Origin of the sequence: Aeromonas sp. DNP9 (genome assembly GCF_001728955.1) — a bacterium.
Taxonomy (GTDB): domain Bacteria; phylum Pseudomonadota; class Gammaproteobacteria; order Enterobacterales; family Aeromonadaceae; genus Aeromonas; species Aeromonas veronii.
The window spans coordinates 23,676-42,579 of the sequence record NZ_LYSQ01000014.1; the positions used below are offsets into that span (position 1 = coordinate 23,676).

Sequence of the window (18,904 nt, forward strand, 5' to 3'; positions counted from 1 at the left end):
TTGGAGTGGTAAATGAAGCAGCAGGCCACGCAAGTCATGTGGTTTTTCGATCGGCAACATGATCAGTGGAGTCTCTCTGATCAGGGGGCCTACCAGCAGTGGCAAGGGGAGGGCAATCATCCCTGGGCCGCTCGCCTGTTACCGGAAGATGAGGCAGGCTTTGCCGACTTTCTCGTCCGGCTTCATGAATCACATCTGCCTGAACAGTTCATCGGTCATCTGAAAGATGATCAGGGGCAGCTCAACCATGTGCTCTGGAGCGGCCAGTTTGTGCCTACCCAGCAGATCTGCTGTGGCTGGCTGGCCCCTCTTGATACCGCCAACAGTGCGGTCTCCTCCCTCAATCTCTCTTTGCCGTTGCTGCAAACCACCCTGCTTACCCAGTTGGCGCAGGCGCTCTCTGCCCGCACCGGGCTCGATTTCTTCAATACCCTGGTCAGCCAGCTGGCCCATATCCTCAAGGTGGATGCGGTCTGGGTGGGTGAGTTGTGCGGTGCCGACCGGGTCAAAGTGCTGGCTGCCGACGGTCTGGCGCAGAAGGACTATCCGCTGGCGGGTTCCCCCTGTCAGGAGCTCTACAAGCAAGGGGCCATCTGTTTCGAGGTGATCGACGAGTCGCAGGAGTATCAACCCTGGCTGGCGGCTGGGCAGACTTATTATGGTCAGCCGCTGTTTGATGCCAGAGGCCAACTTCTGGGCCATCTGGCGCTGCTCTATTCGGCCCCGGCAGATACCAGCAATCTCACCTCGGTGCTCAATACCTTTTCGGTACGGATGGTGGCCGAGCTGGAGCGATTGCAATCAGATGCCCAGATGCGCCTCTCTGCCGTTGCATTCGAGACCCACGAAGGGATCATCATCACGGATCCGGGGTTCAAGATCCTGCGGGTCAACAACGCCTTCAGCCAGATCACCGGCTTTGACAGCCAGTCGGTGCTGGGCCTGCATCTGGAAGAGGATCTCTGGCCAAATCTGGGTGGGCTCGGTTACGAGCTCAATACCCTCAGCCGCTGGCAGGGGGAGACCCAGCGTCGCCATGTCGATGGTCACACCTATCCCCAGTGGGAGATAGTGACGCCGGTGCAGGACGAGAAGGGGGTGATCAGCCACTTTGTCATCTGTTTCGAGGATATCTCCGAGCGCAAGGCGGCCGAGCGACGCATTCAGGATCTCGCCTATTACGACGAGCTGACCGGATTGCCCAATCGCCGTCAGCTCCACGAGACTCTGGTGCAGACCTTCAACGAGGCGACCCGCGACGGTCTGATTGGCGCGCTGCTCTTTATCGATCTCGACCACTTCAAGACCATCAACGACTCCCTCGGTCACGCTACCGGTGACTGGCTGCTCAAGGAGGTCGCCGCCCGTCTCAAACGGTTGGTGCGACAGGGGGATTGCCTGGCCCGCCTCGGCGGTGACGAGTTTGTGTTGCTGCTGCCATCGCTCTCGGCCAGCCCGCCCCAGGCGGAGATGCAGGCCGATATCATTGCCGAACGGCTTATCACCGAGATTGCCGCTCCTTATACCTATGTGGGGCAAGTGCTGCACATCGGCGCCAGTGTCGGCATTACCCTGTTTCCGGATCGGGAGCAGGGGGTCGATGATCTGCTCAAGCAGGCGGATACCGCCATGTATCAGGCCAAGTCCGCTGGCCGCAAGACCCGTCGCTTCTTCGATGCCTCGATGCAGCAGCAGGCGGATCGCCGTCTGCTCATTCACAACGAATTGCGTAACGCCCTCAGCCAGCAAGAGCTGACCCTCTACTATCAGCCCCAGCATATGGTCGATGGCGGCGATATCATTGGTGTCGAGGCGCTGATCCGCTGGCAGCCGGCCGGTCGCTCGCTGGTCTCGCCGGCAGAATTTATCCCCATCGCCGAGGAGACGGACCTGATTGTCGATATCGGCAACTGGGTGCTGCACGAGGCGTGCGCCCAGTATGTGCTGTGGGAGGAGAACGGCATCCATATTCCGCAGATCTCGGTTAACGTCAGTGCGAAGCAGTTCCATGCCACCGATTTTGTCGAGCGGATCCACGATGTGTTGGCGCAAACCGGCATGGATCCGGCCTGCCTCAATCTGGAGATCACCGAATCCGTGGTGCTGGGCCATGCCGAGGACACCATCAGCAAGATGACCGAGCTCAAGGAGCTCGGCATCAGCTTTGCCATCGATGATTTTGGCGCCGGTTACTCTTCCCTGAGCTACCTCAAGCGGCTGCCTGCCGATGAGCTCAAGATCGACCGCTCCTTCATTCAGGACATCCCGAAAGATGGCGACAACATGGCCATCGTCGAGGCGGTGATCGCCATGGCGCGACATATGGGGTTCAATGTCACGGCGGAAGGGGTGGAATCCCGTCAGCAACTGGAGTTTCTCAAGGCGCAGGGGTGCAGTTTCTATCAGGGCTATCTCGCCTCCAAGCCGCTGCCGGTGCCCTATCTGGAGAAATATGTACAGCGGCTGACCAGACCGGAGCAACTGCGCGAAATGCAGCTGAGCGAGGCAGAAAAATAGTCCCTGCTCCCCGCTGTAGCGCTGCTCGGCAACGGGTAGAATGAGAGGCAGTAGACCCACCGCCACCGGGCGGTGTATTGCCCTCAATGGAGATGTTCAGTGAAAGCTGTATGGGGAATTGTTTTGTCGGCGCTGTTCGTGCCGACCCTGATGGCGCAGACTGCCGACCAGACGCTCTACCGTCAGGCGTATGACGCCGTACGGGCCAATGATCAGGCCCGTTTCCAGCAAATTCGTGCCCGTTTGACCCATTACCCCCTGCTCCCTTACCTCGATTACTATCAGCTCGCCTTTCGTCCGGGGGCGGCGGATTACAACGATGTGACCCGCTTTATCCGCCAGCATGGGGATACCCCCCAGTCCAACCGGCTGGAGCGCAGCTATCTGACCTATCTGGCCCAGAGCCAGCAGTGGTCGCAGTTCCTGCGCTTCTATCCGGCCAAGCCGAGCTCCACCGATCTACTCTGCATGCACTATCAGGCGCTCTATTACACCGGCAAGCCGAAAGAGGCGTTGCAGGGGGCGGGCAAGATCTGGATGAGCGGCCAATCCCGTCCCGATGCCTGCTCACCGCTGTTCCAGCTGTGGCAGGCATCCGGTCAGCGTACCCAGGAGAAGATCTGGCAGCGGATGACGCTGGCGTTCGAGGCGGAAAACCCCAATCTGATCCGCCATCTTGGCGCGACCCTAGGTAGCGGCTTGCAAAGCTATGGCGATCAGATGGTGACCCTGTTCGAGCAGCCAGCCAAGGCGATGAACCCAGCCTATTTCAGCAGCAATCCTTATTCCCGTAAGCTGCTCTCCCTCGGTTTGACCCGCTATGCCAATCAGGAGCCGAAGTCGGTGCTGCGCCAGCTTGCGCTGTTTCGCAGCCGTTTCGGCCTGACCCAGGCCGAGGTGAAACCGGTAGAGCGTGCCATTGCCCGCCGCCTGCTGCTGGATCGCTCCATAGCCCAGCGCAGCTGGGTCGACAGCACGGTGAAAAAGCTGGCGGATCCCGACATTACCGAGCTGCGGGCGCGACTGGCCATCTGGGAGCAGGATTGGCGTGGCCTCTCCGGCTGGGTGAAGATGATGCCGATGGCCCGTCAGAAAGAGGATCGCTGGCGCTACTGGATGGCGCGCTCCCTTGAAGTGCAGGGGCAGCAAAAACCGGCGCGGGATCTCTATCTGGAGACCGCCAACCTGCGCGGTTTCTACGGCTTTATGGCCGCCCAGCGCACCGGCGTGCCCTATCGCATCAAGAACCAGAGCGTCAAGCATGTACCGGACTGGCGCACGGCCAGCCAGCGCTGGCCCTTCTTGTTGCGGGTGCGCGAATTGCTGTCGATGAACGAGATTGCGGCGGCCCGCTCGGAGTGGATCCACAACATGGATCGCAATCCGGTGGCCCAGCGCATCGAGTTTGGCCATATCGCCCTCAATCAGGGTTGGCACGAGCTGGCCATTCTCGCCAGCATTCGCGCCGAAGCGTGGGATGCCCTCGACCTGCGCTTCCCGCTGCCGCTCAAGCGCACCTTCTCCCAGATGGCGCAAGAGCGCACCATGAACACCAGTTTGCTCTATGCCATTTCCCGTCAGGAGAGTGCCCTCTATCCGCTGGCCCAGTCGCCGGTGGGGGCGCGTGGTCTGATGCAGCTGATGCCTGCTACAGCCAAAGAGACTGCCGGCAAGCTGGGGGTGCCCTATCGCAACGAGCAGCAACTGTTTGATCCGACGATGAATATTCGTCTGGGAAGCGCCTATCTCAAGCGCTTGCTGGATGTCTATGACGGCAACCGGATCCTGGCGGCGGCCGCCTACAACGCCGGGCCGGGACGGGTAAAACGCTGGCGAGAGCAGAGTGACAACAAGCCGATGGACGTGTGGGTCGAGAGCATCCCCTACAAGGAGACCCGCAACTACGTGCAAAACGTGTTGTCGTTCGATCTCATTTATCAGCACAAGCTGCAGCAGCCGCTGCGCTTCATGTCAGAGCGGGAGCTCAATCACGCCTATTGAGTCGGGGGCCGCCAGCCGGCCCCTGTTTTCAAATTTCCCTGCTGCCGGGTATCATCGGGTAAGGTTTTGTTACCAAAGGAAACATGCCTGGTGACCTGGCTCCGGGAATTGCATCAGGCCGCAGGGTATACTCGGGCGTCGGCACCGACAGGTTCCCCCACAATAAAGGAATGGATAGTGGCAACGATTAAAGACGTTTCTCAGCTGGCAAATGTGTCTATCTCCACCGTGTCGCGGGTTATCAACAACACGGCACAGGTAGCACCGGAAAAGCGTGAGGCCGTACTGGCGGCCATGAAGGAACTGAATTTTCGACCCAACAGTTTTGCCCAGGCACTGGTCAGCAAGCGTTCCAACTGCATTGGCGTGCTGGTTGGCGACCTCTGCGGCGGCCCCTTCTTTGCCCAGATGATGCGTGGCATCGAAACCATGGTCGATCAGGCCAACAAGTTCACCATCGTCATGTCTGGCAACCACGATATCGCGCGCGAGCGTCACGCCATTCAGGCGCTGCTGCAGCGCCAGTGCGATGCGCTGATCCTCCACAGCAAGGCGCTTCCGGACGAGGAGCTGAGCGAGCTAGCGGCAGGCTCTACCCCCATCGTGTTCATCAACCGTCAGGTGCCGGGAGCCGAAGATCGCTGCGTCTGGCTCGATAACCAGGCGGGGATCACCACCGCGTGCCAGCACTTGCTGGATGCCGGTCATCGCAACATAGCCTTTATCACCTCCGATGATGAAGAGTTTGTCGATGGTCAGCAGCGGATGGCCGGTTACACCCAGACCCTGGCCAGAGCCGGGATCGCCTTTGATCCTGCACTCGTCAGCCGCGCCTATGCCGACGAAAATGGCGGCTATGTGGCGATGAGTGAACTGCTGGCCCGTGGTGTCGAGTTCACGGCCGTGCTCGGTTTCAACGACGGTATGGTGGCGGGGGCGATCTCTTGCCTGCTGGAGCGGGGTTACAAGATCCCGCAGCAGGTATCGGTGGTGGGGTTCGACGATATCCCCTACGCCCGCTACATCTATCCCAAGCTCACCACGGTGCGCTACCCCATCGAGGAGATGGGCAGCCGCGCTGCCGAGCTGGCGCTGCGTCTGCTCGATCACAAGCCGGTGGACGGCCTGGCGCTCAAGTTTGAAGCCCAGCTGGTGGAGCGTGAGTCAGTCGCCTGATGTGCGTCAAACAGTGAACAACAAGGTGGCCCCATCGGGGCCACACTCTTTTCTGCGTTATCTCTCTAATCCGCTATTTATCCCGCCAGGGCGATCCGCTGTTGACGGCGCGCCTCCACTCCTTCTGCCATCATATCGAGCAGTTGCCTTGTCTGTTCCCAGCCGATGCAGCTATCGGTGATCGACTGGCCGTAGCGTAGCGGTTTGCTGCCGATATCCTGATGCCCTTCGCAGATAAAACTTTCCACCATGATGGCGGCGATGGCATGGCTACCAGCACCCAGCTGGTCGGCAATGTCACGGGCAACCAGCAGCTGGCGGGCGTTCTGTTTCTGGCTGTTGCCGTGGCTGCAATCGATCATCAGGCGAGGGGAGAGATGATGCTGGCGCAGCAGCTCGCCAGCCTCTGCCACATGACTGCTCTGATAGTTTGGCTGGCGGCCACCGCGCAGGATCAGGTGGCAGTCGGGGTTGCCATGGCTGCGCACCAGTGCCAGCTGGCCATCACCGGAAGGCTGGGTATAGAGGTGGGCCGCCCGGCTGGCGAGGATCGCCTCTACCGCGATCCGGATATTGCCATCGGTACCGTTTTTAAAGCCGATGGGGCAGGGAAGGGCCGAGGCCAGCTGGCGGTGGAGCTGGGATTCGGTGGTGCGAGCGCCAATGGCACCCCAGCTGATGAGATCCCCCAGATAGAGCATGCTGGTGAGATCGAGAAATTCGGTGGCACAGGCGAGCCCTTCCTGTCCAAGGGCCATAAGTAACTCCCGGGCCTGGGATAGGCCCTTTTCCAGTCGATCGCTGCCATCGAGGTCGGGATCGAAGATAAATCCTTTCCAGCCGAGCGTCGTGCGCGGCTTTTCGAAATAGGTGCGCATCACCAGTTGCAGCTGCTCCCCGTATTGGCCCTGCAGTTCAGCGAGCCGGCCACCATAGTCGCGGGCGGCTGCCGGATCGTGAATGGAGCAGGGACCGATCACCAGCAGCAGGCGATCATCCTCTCCCTGCAGAATATGGCGGGCTTGCTGGCGGCTGTGTGCGATTTGGCGAGCGAGCCGTGCCGGACAGGGTCTGGCCTTTAACATCTCGTCAGGGGTGGGCAGGGTGGCAAGGGGTGAAGCATTCAGAAGTGAGGTGAACATGAGCGATCCTGATGAAAATGGAAATCTGCATGCTCTTTGCTGTCCAGTGGGGATCTTCCCCTTATTCTCTTGGTTAACAGAGCGCGGGCATGGGCCCGCGCGCTGTTATATCGGCCTTGGCTACCTTAGAAGCGGGCTGAGCCGCTGACGTAGTAGCTGCGACCCGGTTCGACGTTCTGGAAGACGGTATCTTTCTCTTGCAGGCGCACGTCGGTCAGGTTGGTGATCCCCAGTCGCAGGTCAAAGTTCTCGGTGACCTTGAAACCGGTGCCGAGATCGAAGGTCTGATAGCTGGGCAGCTTGTGCAGCACCACGGCCTTGTTGACGGTCTGCTCGGCAAACTGGGTGCCGGTGTAGGTGGTGCCGACAAAGGCATTGACCCGCTCGGTGGCCTGCCAGTTGATCTTGGCGTTGGCCTTGTGCTCCGGCCGCTCGGGCAGTGCCTGACCCTGATCGCCTTCTGCTTTGAGGTAGGTGTAGTTGGCACCCAGACTGATGTCGTCGGTCAGATCGAGTTTACCGGTCAGCTCCAGCCCCTTGGTGGTGGCTTTCTCCAGGTTGTACCAGGTGCGGTCAGTGGAGTTCGGCAACTGCTTGAAGGTGAGCATGTCGTCGATGTCGGAGTAAAACAGGGTGGCGCTGGTTTCCCAGATCCCTTCTCCTGCGATCACTCCCAGCTCGTAGTTGGTGCTGGTTTCCGGCTTGACCTTGTCGCTGCCATAGATGCGGCAGCTGCCGCCGCAGCTCTCGATGCTGTAGCCGTTGGAGTACTGGTGCGGTGCTGGTGCCTTGAAGGCCTGGCTGACACCGCCTTTCACGGTCACCAGCTCGTTCATCTCATAGACCAGATAGCCGCGCGGGGTGAAGTGGCTGCCGTAGATCTCGTGGTGATCGTAACGGCCGCCCAGCGTGAAGGTCAGGCTGTCGGTCAGGCCAATTTCGTCCTGAGCGAACAGCGCCTCCTGAGAGTGACTCTCTTTGCCGCCGATATCCTTGTAGCTCACCGCATCCACCAGCTCCCGATCCAGATATTCACCGCCCAGGGTCAGGTAGTGGTTGGCCAGCGCCAGGTTGGTATAGCCCTTGAGGGTCAAGGTGTTCTCTTCCAGCTCCCGCTGCTGCGGGGCAGAGTAGCTGGTGTTGAAGTCGTCGATCTGGGAGGTCTCGTAGTTGGCCATGACGGTGGTGTCACCCCAGCTCCAGTTCCCCTTGTGTGTCAGCCCAAACAGGTTGCGATCGTTTTGCTGCTGGCGGCTGTGCACCTTGTTGCCGGTTTTGCGGAAGATATCGAGAGGCCGCTCATCCTGGTTGTAGAGGTAATCCAACTCGAAGCGCTGCTGCTCATCCACCAGCCAGCTGAGGGTAGAGGCGAAGTTGCGGGTCTGCTTTGCTTCGATAAGGGGGATACCTTCAGCAGCTTCGGTGGGGGTCCAGGCTTGACGGTCATACACCTCGCCGTTCATCCGGATCAGCAGGTTGTCGGTCAGCGGGCCGGTAAAGCCCAGGTTGGTTCTGTGCTGATCGCCGCCATCCTTGCCCTCGATGGCTTTGAAGTCGGCATCGGCCGCCCCTTGCCAGGTTTTGCCCGGCTGCTTGGTGATGATGTTGATGACACCACCGATGGCATCGGAGCCATAAAGTGCCGACATGGGGCCACGGATCACCTCGACCCGCTGGATCATGCCAAGGGGCACGGGAGTGTTGTCGAAGTTGCCGCCGCGCCACAGGGCATTGGAGGAGGAGAGGCGTTTGCCATCCACCAGTACCAGGGTGTACTTGCCGGACATGCCGCGAATGCCGATATCGCTGCGGCCATTGGTGTCAGCTTCAGCCTGAATGCCCACTTCGTGGCGCAGCAGGTCGGCAAGGTCATTGACGGGCGCGGCGGCGATCTGTTCGGCCGTGATGACAGAGATGGAGGCTGGTGCCGATCGGGTATTGTGCGCCGTGGTGGTGACGGTGATCACTTCATCGGCTTGAGGGGCGTTGCTGGCTGCGATCGCTTGCTGGGTCAGCAGAGTGACGATGGTGGTGGCCAGCAGGCTGGGAGCAATAAAACGGGAGGTTGAGGATTTCATTATTTACATCTTCCATAATATACAAATGATAAGCGTTATCATTATCAAGTTGAATTTGCTCCGATCGCAACTCTTTTTTATCGGCGAAGCTCAGTTTCGTTCGTCACCCTCTTTTGACTAAAAAGAAGTTAATGAAATTGATTCTCATTTGTATTGATCGTTTTTTCGCTCCTTGTTAGGATGCCGTTCACCCTGATATCTAGTGAGTCAAATGACTCACTTCAAGTCGTGTCAGGCAGTGATTCATTCCAAGGAGTAGCACCGTCATGTGTGACCATGCACTGGAAGGAGAGTGGCCCGCCACAGCGGTCGGGTTGGATAAAGTGTGCTGTTTTGCCAGCGGTGACAGGGTACTGGTCGCTTCCGGTATCCACGACAGTTTTACCGGCATCCCGCCGGAGAAGCTGCTCGCCCATCTGCGTCAGTTGCGCCAGCAGGGGATGGTCAATCCCATCGCCATCGGCGCCATTCCGTTTGATACCCAATCCCCCTGGCATCTGGTGATCCCGGCGCAATCGCAGTGGGTCGCAAGGGATGCAATGTTGCCCGCCAGCTGTTGCCAGCTCCATGGCGAGGTGAGTGAAGTGACCGGCGCTGCCCACTATCAGGGGGCCGTGCGGGCAGCGTTGCAGCAGTTCAGCGAGGGACAACTCGAGAAGGTGGTGTTGTCGCGCGCCATTGATGTGCAGAGTGCAGAGCAGACCTCCCCCGCACACGCCTATGGCTCTCTGCTGGCCCAGAATCCGGGGGCCTATGTGTTCCATATCCCGCTGCCGGAGGGGGAGACCCTGCTTGGCGCGAGCCCCGAGCTGCTGGTATCGCGCAGCGAGATGGCGGTGATGAGCAATCCGCTGGCGGGCTCCCGTCCGCGCTACGCGTTTTCCGATCAACAGGCGGCCAGTGCCGAGCTGCTGGGAGCGCAGAAGGATCGCTATGAACATGCGCTGGTGGCCGATGCGGTCGCCGCCGCCCTCGCTCCCTTCTGCCGAGAGCTGGACGTCCCTCCGGAGCCGCAGGTGATCGCGACCCCTACCATGTGGCACCTCTCGACCCGCATCGCCGGGCGGCTCCATGAGCCATCTCCCGTGTTGGCTCTGGCGCTGGCACTGCACCCGACACCGGCGGTGTGCGGCACGCCGCTCTCGGCAGCGCGTCAGGCCATCGCCCGGCTTGAGGGGTACGATCGCCGTTTCTACTGTGGCGCTGTCGGCTGGATGGATGCCGATGGCAATGGCGAGTGGGTGGTCACCATTCGCTGTGGCGTGCTGGCCGGCAAGCAGCTGCGGCTCTATGCCGGCGCCGGGGTAGTGGTGGGCTCTTCGCCGGAAGCGGAGTGGCAGGAGACCGCCGCCAAGCTCGGCACCATGTTGCGTGCCTTCGGCCTCGAAAGCCGGGAGCCGGAGGTAACTGCATGAAGCCGCTGGTACCCTTTACCCCCTGGCCCGCCGAGCTGGCAGCCCACTACCGGGCACAAGGGTGGTGGCGCGGACAACCGCTCACCGCCCTGCTCGATGAATCTGCCGAACGGTATCCCGAGCGCACGGCCCTGATCTGCGGCGAGCGAACCCTCAATTATGGCCAGTTAAAGCGTGAGGTTGATGCGCTGGCGGCGCGGCTGGCCGCGCGCGGGTTGGGCCATGGCGATACTGCGCTGGTGCAGTTGCCCAACTGCGCCGAGTTCTATATCTGCTGGTTTGCCCTGATCCGCTGCGGCGTGGTGGCGGTGCATGCCCTCTACAGCCATCAGCGGCGCGAGCTGGTGGCCTTTGCCCGCCAGATTGAGCCCGCCTTGCTGGTACTCAGCCCCTCCCATCCCGGCTTTGCCGGTGAAGCGGGGAGCTTGGCGGCCCTTGATGAGTTGGTATATCCCTCCTGCCAGACACTGCTGTTCGAGCAGGCTGAAGGCTCCGATCTTCAGTCAGGATTTGCATGGGGTCGGCCTGAATCCATGGTCAGAGCTGATGGTTTTGTGCAGGTGGCCACTGCGCCTACACCGACTCCAGCCGATCAGGTCGCCTTTTTCCAGCTCTCCGGCGGCAGCACCGGTACCCCCAAACTGATCCCCCGTACCCACGATGACTATGGCTATAGCGTGCGCCAGAGCGTAGCGGTGTGCGGTTGGGATGAGCGGGTGATCTATCTCTGTGCCTTGCCAGCGCCCCACAACTTTCCCCTGAGCTCCCCCGGGGCACTCGGGGTGTTTTATGCCGGTGGCTGCGTGGTGCTGGCAAAGGATCCCTCTGCTGCAACCTGTCTGCCGCTGGTGCAGCGCCATCAGGTCAACTGGGCGGCACTGGTGCCACCGGCCCTGGCGCTCTGGCTGGAGGCTGCCAGCCACTATCCGCAGACCTCTCTGGAGTGTGTGCAGGTGGGCGGCGCGCGCCTCAGCCCGGCTCACGCCGAGGCGGTAGCGAGCCTCCTTGGCTGCCGCCTGCAGCAGGTGTTCGGCATGGCCGAGGGGCTGGTCAATTACACCCGCATCGAGGATGACCAGTGGCACATCGTCAATACCCAGGGCCGCCCGATGAGCCCGGGCGACGAGGTGGAAGTGAGGGATAACGACGGGCGCCCCTTGCCCGATGGTGAGTGTGGTGAGCTCTGGACGCGTGGCCCCTACACCTTTCACGGCTACTTCAAGGCAGATGCCCACAATCAGCGGGCTTTTGATCGGGACGGTTTCTACTGCACCGGGGATCTGGTCTGCCGCTTGCCCGGCGGTCATCTGATGGTGGTGGGGCGCAACAAGGATCAGATCAATCGGGGCGGGGAGAAGATCGATGCCCTCGAGATTGAAGAGCTGTTGCTGACCCACCCGGAGGTACGGCAGGCGGCGCTGGTCGCCATGCCCGATCCCATGCTCGGGGAGCGCAGCTGCGCCTTTTTGATGTGCCGCGAGCCCCTCAATCTGCCCCGTTTGCGCCGTTTCCTGCGCGAGCAGGGGGTGGCCGATTACAAACTGCCCGATCGCCTGGTGCTGGTGGAGCAACTGCCCCACACCCCGGTCGGCAAGATAGACAAACAGACGCTGCGCGAGCAGCTCGCCAAGGAGTGTGCATGACCATTCAATCCCTCGCCGCCTATCCGCTGCCCACTGCTGAGGAACTGCCCAGCGGGCGGGTGAACTGGCCTTTCGAACCGGGCCGGGCTGCCTTGCTGGTCCACGATATGCAGCACTATTTCGTCGACTTCTACGGGCCGGGCAATCCGCTGATCAATCAGGTCATCGACCATATCGCTATCCTGATCCGTCAAGCGCGTGTTCTTGGCATGCCGGTGGTCTATACCGCCCAGCCCGCCGAGCAGAGTCAGGCCGATCGGGCGCTGCTCAACGACATGTGGGGGCCGGGGTTGACTCGGGCGCCGGAGCGCCAACCCATCGTCCCGGCGCTGGCGCCCGAGCCGCAGGATACGGTGCTGACCAAGTGGCGCTACAGCGCTTTTTGCCGCTCACCGCTGGCCGAGTTGATGGCCGGATGGGGGCGAGATCAGCTGGTGATCTGCGGCATCTACGGCCATATCGGGGTGATGCAGACGGCGGTCGATGCCTTTATGCGTGATATCCGCCCCTTCCTGGTGGCAGATGCCATCGCCGACTTTTCCCGCGAGGATCATCTGCTGGCGCTCTCCTATGTCAGCCGCAATGCCGGTCGGGTGATTACCGTGGCCGAGGTGATGGCGGCTAGCAAACGCCCTCTGACTCGAGAGTCACTGCGTGATCTGGTGTTGGCGCGGCTGCCCGCCGAGATGCAGCAGGAGCAGCCCACCGAGGATGACAACCTGCTCGACTACGGTCTCGACTCGCTGGCGGTGATGGGGCTGGTGGAAGAGTGGCGTCAGCAGGGGCTGGTGGTGGAGCTGGCCGAGCTGGCCCGCACGCCGACCCTGGCCCACTGGTGGGCGCTCCTCTCCCGTCAGCTTAAGGTCAGTCAGACCACGGCTTATCAGGCCAACGAAGTGCACGTCAGCGAACCGGAGTGCACCCCATGAGCGAGTGGCAAGGCAGAACCGTCTGGGTAACCGGTGCGGCGCAGGGAATTGGCCATGCGGTGGCGCGCACCTTTGCCGAGGCAGGGGCCAGCGTGGTGTCGTTCGATCTGCAACTGGCCGAGGCACTGCCCGGCAACGTGAAGAGGGTGGTGATCGACGTGAGTGACAGCGAGGCCGTGACCCGCTGCTGCGAACAGCTGCTGGACGAGGGGCTGGGGCCCGATGTGTTGGTCAATGTCGCAGGCGTACTGGCGACCGGCAGGATCGATGAGGTGGATGACGCCCTCTTGCAGCGCACCTTCGCCATCAACACTTTCGCCCCTTTCTACCTGATGCGGGCCCTGACCCCCTGGTTTCAGGGACGGCGCAGGGGCGCCATCGTCAATGTCTCCTCCAATGCCGGTCGGGTGCCACGAGTGGGTATGGGCATCTATGGCGCCTCCAAGGCGGCGCTGACCAGCCTCACCCAAACGGCGGGGTTGGAGCTTGCTCCCTACGGTGTGCGCTGCAATCTGGTGTCGCCGGGCTCGACCCGTACCCCGATGCTGTACGGCATGTGGCAGGAGGGGGAGGCGGCGCAGCAGGAAGGAGAGCTGCGTACCATCGCGGGCCTGCCCGGGCAGTTCAAGCTGGGGATCCCTCTTGGCAAGCTCGGGACACCCGACGAGGTGGCTGCCTGCGTGCTGTTTCTCGCCTCCGATGCCGCCAGCCATATCACCCTGCAGGATCTGGTGGTCGATGGCGGTGCCACCCTGGGGGGCTAGCCGACGTGCCGCCAATCTGGCAGGCGTGACACTCTCTTTATGGAGGAGGCCTGGCCTCCTCGCTTTTCAGCCATGCGGGCAGGGGCAAGCCGCTGCCCGCTTGATGTTTGCGCAAGGACATTCCCATGGAACAGACAATGGCGATGCGCGCCACCCACCAGCGTGGTGATCACCCGCGCTGGCCGCTTACCACCGCTCAGGCGGGCATCTGGTTTGCCCAGCAAAAATACCCGCAGAGCCCCGCCTGCAATACCGGCGAATACTGGTTGCTGGAAGGGGCGCTGGCTCCCCATCACTTCACCCGTGCGGTGCGTCAGACCATCGACGAGATCCCCGGTCTGCACTGCGCCTTTGTGGCCACTGCCGATGGCCCGCAGATGGTGGCCAACCCCGCCTGCTGGCAGCTGAGCGAGCGGGATCTGCGCAGCGAAGCCGACCCGCTCGCCGCCGCGCAGGCCGAGATGCGTGCGCAGCTGGCCGCCCCCTTCAATCTGGCCGGGGGGCCGCTGTTTGCCACCACCCTCTATCGCCTTGGCGAGGGGCGGTGGGCCTGGTTTATCGCCGTGCACCATATCGCTATCGACGGCTTTGGCCTGAGTTTGCTCTGCCAGCGGGTGGTGAGCTGGTATGAGGCGCTTTGTGCCGGCGAGCAGCCTGCCTCCTGCCGTTATGCGACTCAGCAGGAGTTGCTGGCCGAAGAGGCGGCCTATCAGGATTCGCCGCGCGCCGCGCGGGATCGCGATTTCTTCGTGCAGCAGCTGGCCGGGGTGGAGAGCCCTGCGTCGCTCTCCCGCCGTCCGGCGCAAGGGCCGGGCCCCACATATCGTCTTGAGCAGCGGCTTGCTGGCTGCCAGTGGCAGGCATTGGTGGCACGGGCGACTCGTTCGGCCTGCCACCCCTACAGCTTGCTGCTGGCGGCGGTGGCCAGCTATGTGCAGCGAATGAGCGGCGCTGGCAAGGTGGTGCTGGGTATTCCGCTGATGGGGAGGCTGGGCTCAGCGGCGACCGATACCCCCTGCATGAAGGTCAATGTGGTGCCCCTGCGCATCGAGCTGAGCGGCACCAGCCGGGTAGGAGAGTTGCTGGCACAGGTCGAGCGGCAATTTGCCGCCCTGCGCCGTCATCAGGACTGCCGTCAGGAGTGGTTGCAGCAGCGTCAGCCGGGCCAGCCGCTGTTTGGCCCTCAGGTCAATTTGATGCCCTTTGCCCGCACCCTCAGCTTTGGTGAAGGGCACAACCAGGTTCGTGGCGAGGTGCAGGTGTTGGCGGCGGGGCCGGTGGAGGAGTGCGCCTTCTACTTTGCCGAGGAGGCCGGCGCGATGACCCTGACTCTCGAAACCCGTCAGGGGCGCTTCAGCCATCAGGAGAGTGAACGTCATCTGGCCCGGCTGCTGGCCTATCTGGCCGCCTGGAGTGAGGCGGATGACGAGGCCCTGGCGGTGCGCTTGCCGCTGCTGCTGCCCTGCGAGCAGGCTGAGCTGGCGTGCTGGAATCAGACCGACCATCCGCTGCCGACCACTACCCTGAGCGCACTGCTGGCCGAAGGGCTGGCGGCGGCGGATCAGAGCGCCATCGCGCTGGAGTGTGGTGCCGAGCGCTGGAGTGTGGCCGAGCTGCGCCAGCGTACCCGCCAGCTGGCATGCTATCTGGCGGGGAGGGATGTGGGCCCCGGTTGTCGGGTGGCGGTAGTGATCCCGCGCTCTCCCGAGCTGATTCTCGCCCAGCAGGCCATCATGGCGGTAGGTGCCGTCTACGTGCCCGTCGACCCGGACTACCCAGCGGAGCGGATCGGCTACATTCTCGCCAGCAGCGATCCTGCGCTGGTGTTGACCAGCCGTACGCTTCAGATGCCGCTCGACGTGGCCGCGCCACTTGTCTGCCTCGATGCCCCCGGTGTGGCAGAGCAGCTGGCGGCGGTAGAGTTGGCAACGACAGCACCTTGTGAGCTGGCAGCCCCCGGGCCGGAAGATGCGGCCTACATCATCTACACATCCGGCTCTACCGGTCGGCCCAAAGGGGTGGTGGTGAGCCATGGCGCCATCGTCAACCGGCTGCTCTGGATGCAGCACATGTATCCCATCGGCCCGGCGGATCGGGTGCTGCAAAAGACCCCGGCCGGTTTCGATGTCTCCATCTGGGAGTTCTTCTGGCCCTTTATGACCGGTGCGAGGCTGGTTCTCGCCAAACCGGGCGGCCACAAGGATCCCGCCTACCTTGCCGAGCTGATTGAGCAGGCCGGGATCACCACCTTGCACTTTGTCCCCTCCATGCTGCAGATCTTTGTCACTCAGGCCGAGCCTGCGCGTTGCCGCGCCCTGCGCCAGGTCTTCTGCTCCGGCGAGGCGCTGCCCGCGGATCTGGTGCAGCGCTGGTATGGGACATTCTCAGCTCCCCTGCATAACCTCTATGGCCCGACCGAAGCGGCGGTGGATGTCACCTGGTATCCCTGCCGGGCAGACGAGGCGGTAACCAGCGTGCCCATCGGCTATCCGGTCTGGAATACCAGCATCCACATTCTCGACCCCTGGTTGCAGCCGGTGCCCCCCGGTGTAGCGGGGGAGCTCTGGATCGGCGGCGTGCAGGTGGCGGAGGGCTACTTTGGCCAGCCTGAGCTCACCGCCGAGCGCTTTATTGCCAACCCCTTCGGGGCGGGACGGCTCTATCGCAGCGGCGATCTGGCCGCCTGGCGCGAGGATGGCGCCATCGAGTATCTGGGGCGCCTCGATTTTCAGGTGAAGATCCGTGGTCAACGCATCGAACTGGAGGAGATCGAACAGGTGCTGCTGCGCCATCCCCGGGTAGCGCAAGCGGTAGTGCTGGCCCCCGAATTTGCCCCCGATGATCGCCGTCTGGTGGCCTATGTGGTGGCCGCAGATAGCAGAGCGCTGACGCTGGCCGAGCTTGCACCCGCCCTTGGCGCTGCCTTGCCTGACTACATGGTGCCGGGGCTCCTGGTCACTCTGGCTGAGCTGCCGCTCACCCCAAATGGCAAGCTGGATCGCAAGGGGTTACCGCTGCCCGATATGGCATCGGCAGTGGGTCAGTCGCTGCCGAAAACCCTGCTGGAGGAGCGGCTCTGTCGCCTCTTCGCCGAGGTGCTGGGGTTGGCGCGAGTCGGCGCCGACGATAACTTCTTTGCCCTCGGCGGCCACTCTTTGCTGGCGGCACAGCTGGTGGTGCGCATTGAAGAGTCGACCGGACAGGCGCTCACTCTGGCCAGCCTGTTCGAAGCGCCGAGCCCTGCCCAGCTGGCGCGCCGTCTTGGCGGCGAACGGGAGGCAATGCCCATGCTGTTGCCCCTGCGAGCGTCCGGTGCGCAGGCGGGTACATCTGGCCCCACCCTCTTTTGTGTCCATCCCGCAGGGGGGCTCGGCTGGTGTTATGCGCCGCTGGTGCCCCATCTGCCGGCGGACATGGCGGTCTATGCCCTGCAGGCGCGGGCGCTCTGCCAGCCGGATGCGCCGCTGCCTGCCAGCTTCGACGAGTTGGCCCTCGATTATGTGACCGAGCTGCGTCGTCAGCAGAGCGAGGGGCCCTACTGGCTGCTCGGCTGGTCGCTCGGGGGCATGCTGGTGCACCGGATGGCCGCCATGCTGCAAGAGCAGGGACAGGAGGTGGCCATGGTGCTGCTGCTCGATGCCTACCCCTGTCAGCAGTGGCAAACCCAGCCGTTGCCCGACGAGCAGCGGATGCTCGATGCGCTGCTGCGGATGGGGGGGATTGCGGTTGCGGACGAGGCGCTCGATTCCCTTACTCGGGGTGACGTGGTAGCCCGACTGGGGGCGGAGGGAAGTGCGCTGGCCATGCTCGACGAGCAGGTGGTGAGCGCCATGATTGAGCTGGTGGGCCACAACAACCGGCTGATCCGTGAGCCGGTCGACTACTGCTACCACGGGGAGGTGATCTTTATCGAGGCGTCAGCCTCCCGCCCGCCCTGGCTGGATGGACGCGGCTGGGCGTCGCTGACAAAAGGCGAAATCCGCTATGAGCGCTTCCCCTGCCTGCATCAGGAGATGGTGCATCCCGACTGGCTGGCAAAGATCGGCGCCCTTATTTGTGAGCGGGTCGATGGGGTCGGGCAACAACCGCACATCCGGCAGGAGGGGGACTCATGACCCCGGTTGCCGCTATCCGGGAAGCCTTGCAGGCGGGCAAGCTGGTGGGGCTGGGGGAGCCGCACTGGCACCCGGATTTTATCCGGCGCCAGCACGCCTGGCTGTGTGATCCGGCGCTCTGGGGAGTCATGACTGATCTGGTGCTGGAGTGCGGCAACCACCGTCATCAGGGCTTGCTCGATGCCTGGCTGGCGGGGCAGGAGAGCTGGCAGGGGGAGCCGCTCACGCTGGTAAGACTCTATCCGGTCTGGCTCGACTCCTGCGCCTTTCCTGCCTGGATGGCCCCCGAGTTTCCGGCCCTCTTTGCCGCCCTGCGCCAGAGCAATCTGGCGCGCCCCGAACATATGCGGCTGCGGGTGCATCTCTGCGAGCCCTTATTCGAGTGGCAGGAGATGAGCCCGGAGCGATGGCAGCAACACAACAGGGGGCGGGATCAGGCGCTGGTCGACTATCTTCTAACACTTCCCCCGCGCGGCGTGGTGGTGCTGGCAGGGGCGCGCCATCTGCTCAAAGCTGCAGGGGATCCCCACTTTGCGCAGCCGACGCTGGGCCAGTTGCTGGAGGCCGCACGGCCGGGCTGGCTGCAGGTGCTTCACCCCTGGCCAATGGCTGATGGAAAGGGAAATGAGGAAGAGGAGCGGGTGTGCGAGCTGGCCGGGATCGCGACTGCCGACCTCTATCCCCACTGGCCGACGCATCCGCCGCTGGAGACTCTTATCGACAGGTTGGTGAGCATGACTGACCGGGGACGGGAGATGCGAATTTGCCCGACTTTGCTGGCCGAGCCCTGGCGCAGCCACTTGCTAAGTCGCGCTCACTTGCTGCCAGCTGGCATGGCCAGCCAGCTGCAACAGTGGCTGGCGTAACTGCTGGTTGGAGTAACCCCTGACAAGAAGTAACAGCTAACTGAAGTAACTCAATGGGGGAGCAAGGCTCCCCTTTTTCACATTTGGCATCCTGCGTTCAGTGCTGCAAAGTTGCACCATTTACGGCATACCTTGCCACTCATCGCCGAAAATTCAGCTCCTTCGCTACTTTAAAGAAGTTTCTACTGGTCTTACCTGAGTAAATCCCTTTGCTTTTTGTTTAACAAGGTATTTACATCTAGGTGTCACCAGCATCGG

At 62.4% G+C, this 18,904-nt stretch carries 11 protein-coding genes; 9 read left to right on the forward strand and 2 right to left on the reverse strand.

Annotated features, from left to right (window positions below; translation table 11 throughout):
- Positions 1-12 precede the first annotated feature (12 nt).
- The 3 genes from A9G06_RS11010 (at position 13) to A9G06_RS11020 (ending at position 5,694) form a co-directional block, all read left to right on the forward strand.
- Complete coding sequence (locus A9G06_RS11010) at positions 13-2,517, forward strand: EAL domain-containing protein (protein WP_040066125.1); 2,505 nt, start codon at positions 13-15, stop codon at positions 2,515-2,517.
- Between the two features lie 99 nt (positions 2,518-2,616).
- On the forward strand, positions 2,617-4,518 hold the full coding sequence (locus A9G06_RS11015) for a transglycosylase SLT domain-containing protein (RefSeq protein ID WP_069555250.1): 1,902 nt from the start codon (positions 2,617-2,619) through the stop codon (positions 4,516-4,518).
- Between the two features lie 177 nt (positions 4,519-4,695).
- Complete coding sequence (locus A9G06_RS11020) at positions 4,696-5,694, forward strand: LacI family DNA-binding transcriptional regulator (protein ID WP_005350588.1); 999 nt, start codon at positions 4,696-4,698, stop codon at positions 5,692-5,694.
- Positions 5,695-5,771: 77 nt separating this feature from the next.
- Here A9G06_RS11020 and A9G06_RS11025 read toward each other — a convergent pair whose 3' ends face one another.
- Both A9G06_RS11025 and A9G06_RS11030 read right to left on the reverse strand, forming a co-directional pair.
- The gene (locus A9G06_RS11025; protein ID WP_069555251.1) at positions 5,772-6,836 is read right to left on the reverse strand and encodes a 3-deoxy-7-phosphoheptulonate synthase; all 1,065 of its coding nucleotides are present in this window, start codon (positions 6,834-6,836) and stop codon (positions 5,772-5,774) included.
- 125 nt (positions 6,837-6,961) lie between these two features.
- Positions 6,962-8,914 carry a TonB-dependent receptor gene (locus A9G06_RS11030; protein ID WP_069555252.1) on the reverse strand — a complete coding sequence of 651 codons (1,953 nt, stop codon included), beginning with the start codon at positions 8,912-8,914 and terminating at the stop codon, positions 6,962-6,964.
- 266 nt (positions 8,915-9,180) lie between these two features.
- Between A9G06_RS11030 and A9G06_RS11035 the strand changes: the two genes are divergently transcribed.
- The 6 genes from A9G06_RS11035 to A9G06_RS11060 all read left to right on the forward strand — a co-directional run bounded on the left by A9G06_RS11035 (position 9,181) and on the right by A9G06_RS11060 (position 18,646).
- On the forward strand, positions 9,181-10,329 hold the full coding sequence (locus A9G06_RS11035) for an isochorismate synthase MenF (protein ID WP_069555253.1): 1,149 nt from the start codon (positions 9,181-9,183) through the stop codon (positions 10,327-10,329).
- Positions 10,326-11,972: a (2,3-dihydroxybenzoyl)adenylate synthase gene (locus tag A9G06_RS11040; protein ID WP_069555254.1), complete on the forward strand. Its 1,647-nt coding sequence runs from the start codon at positions 10,326-10,328 to the stop codon at positions 11,970-11,972. The genes A9G06_RS11035 and A9G06_RS11040 overlap by 4 nt, the downstream gene beginning before the upstream one ends.
- On the forward strand, positions 11,969-12,901 hold the full coding sequence (locus tag A9G06_RS11045; protein WP_069555255.1) for an isochorismatase family protein: 933 nt from the start codon (positions 11,969-11,971) through the stop codon (positions 12,899-12,901). The genes A9G06_RS11040 and A9G06_RS11045 overlap by 4 nt, the downstream gene beginning before the upstream one ends.
- A complete protein-coding gene (gene dhbA, locus A9G06_RS11050) occupies positions 12,898-13,665 on the forward strand; it encodes a 2,3-dihydro-2,3-dihydroxybenzoate dehydrogenase (RefSeq protein WP_069555256.1) in 768 nt (255 codons plus the stop codon). The genes A9G06_RS11045 and dhbA overlap by 4 nt, the downstream gene beginning before the upstream one ends.
- 125 nt (positions 13,666-13,790) lie before the next feature.
- Positions 13,791-17,780 (forward strand): non-ribosomal peptide synthetase, encoded by a 3,990-nt coding sequence (locus A9G06_RS11055; RefSeq protein WP_069555257.1) that lies wholly within the window; start codon positions 13,791-13,793, stop codon positions 17,778-17,780.
- Positions 17,777-18,646, forward strand: coding sequence for a hypothetical protein (locus tag A9G06_RS11060; protein WP_069555258.1), 870 nt, complete (start codon positions 17,777-17,779; stop codon positions 18,644-18,646). The genes A9G06_RS11055 and A9G06_RS11060 overlap by 4 nt, the downstream gene beginning before the upstream one ends.
- Positions 18,647-18,904 lie beyond the last annotated feature (258 nt).

What these genes read in the sequence shown, in the direction of transcription:
- A9G06_RS11010 (WP_040066125.1), top strand. Translation starts at nt 13, where the DNA reads ATGAAGCAGCAGGCCACGCAAGTCATGTGGTTTTTCGATCGGCAACAT.
- A9G06_RS11025 (WP_069555251.1), bottom strand. Translation starts at nt 6,836, where the DNA reads ATGTTCACCTCACTTCTGAATGCTTCACCCCTTGCCACCCTGCCCACC.
- A9G06_RS11030 (WP_069555252.1), bottom strand. Translation starts at nt 8,914, where the DNA reads ATGAAATCCTCAACCTCCCGTTTTATTGCTCCCAGCCTGCTGGCCACC.
- A9G06_RS11035 (WP_069555253.1), top strand. Translation starts at nt 9,181, where the DNA reads ATGTGTGACCATGCACTGGAAGGAGAGTGGCCCGCCACAGCGGTCGGG.
- A9G06_RS11040 (WP_069555254.1), top strand. Translation starts at nt 10,326, where the DNA reads ATGAAGCCGCTGGTACCCTTTACCCCCTGGCCCGCCGAGCTGGCAGCC.
- A9G06_RS11045 (WP_069555255.1), top strand. Translation starts at nt 11,969, where the DNA reads ATGACCATTCAATCCCTCGCCGCCTATCCGCTGCCCACTGCTGAGGAA.
- dhbA (WP_069555256.1), top strand. Translation starts at nt 12,898, where the DNA reads ATGAGCGAGTGGCAAGGCAGAACCGTCTGGGTAACCGGTGCGGCGCAG.
- A9G06_RS11055 (WP_069555257.1), top strand. Translation starts at nt 13,791, where the DNA reads ATGGAACAGACAATGGCGATGCGCGCCACCCACCAGCGTGGTGATCAC.
- A9G06_RS11060 (WP_069555258.1), top strand. Translation starts at nt 17,777, where the DNA reads ATGACCCCGGTTGCCGCTATCCGGGAAGCCTTGCAGGCGGGCAAGCTG.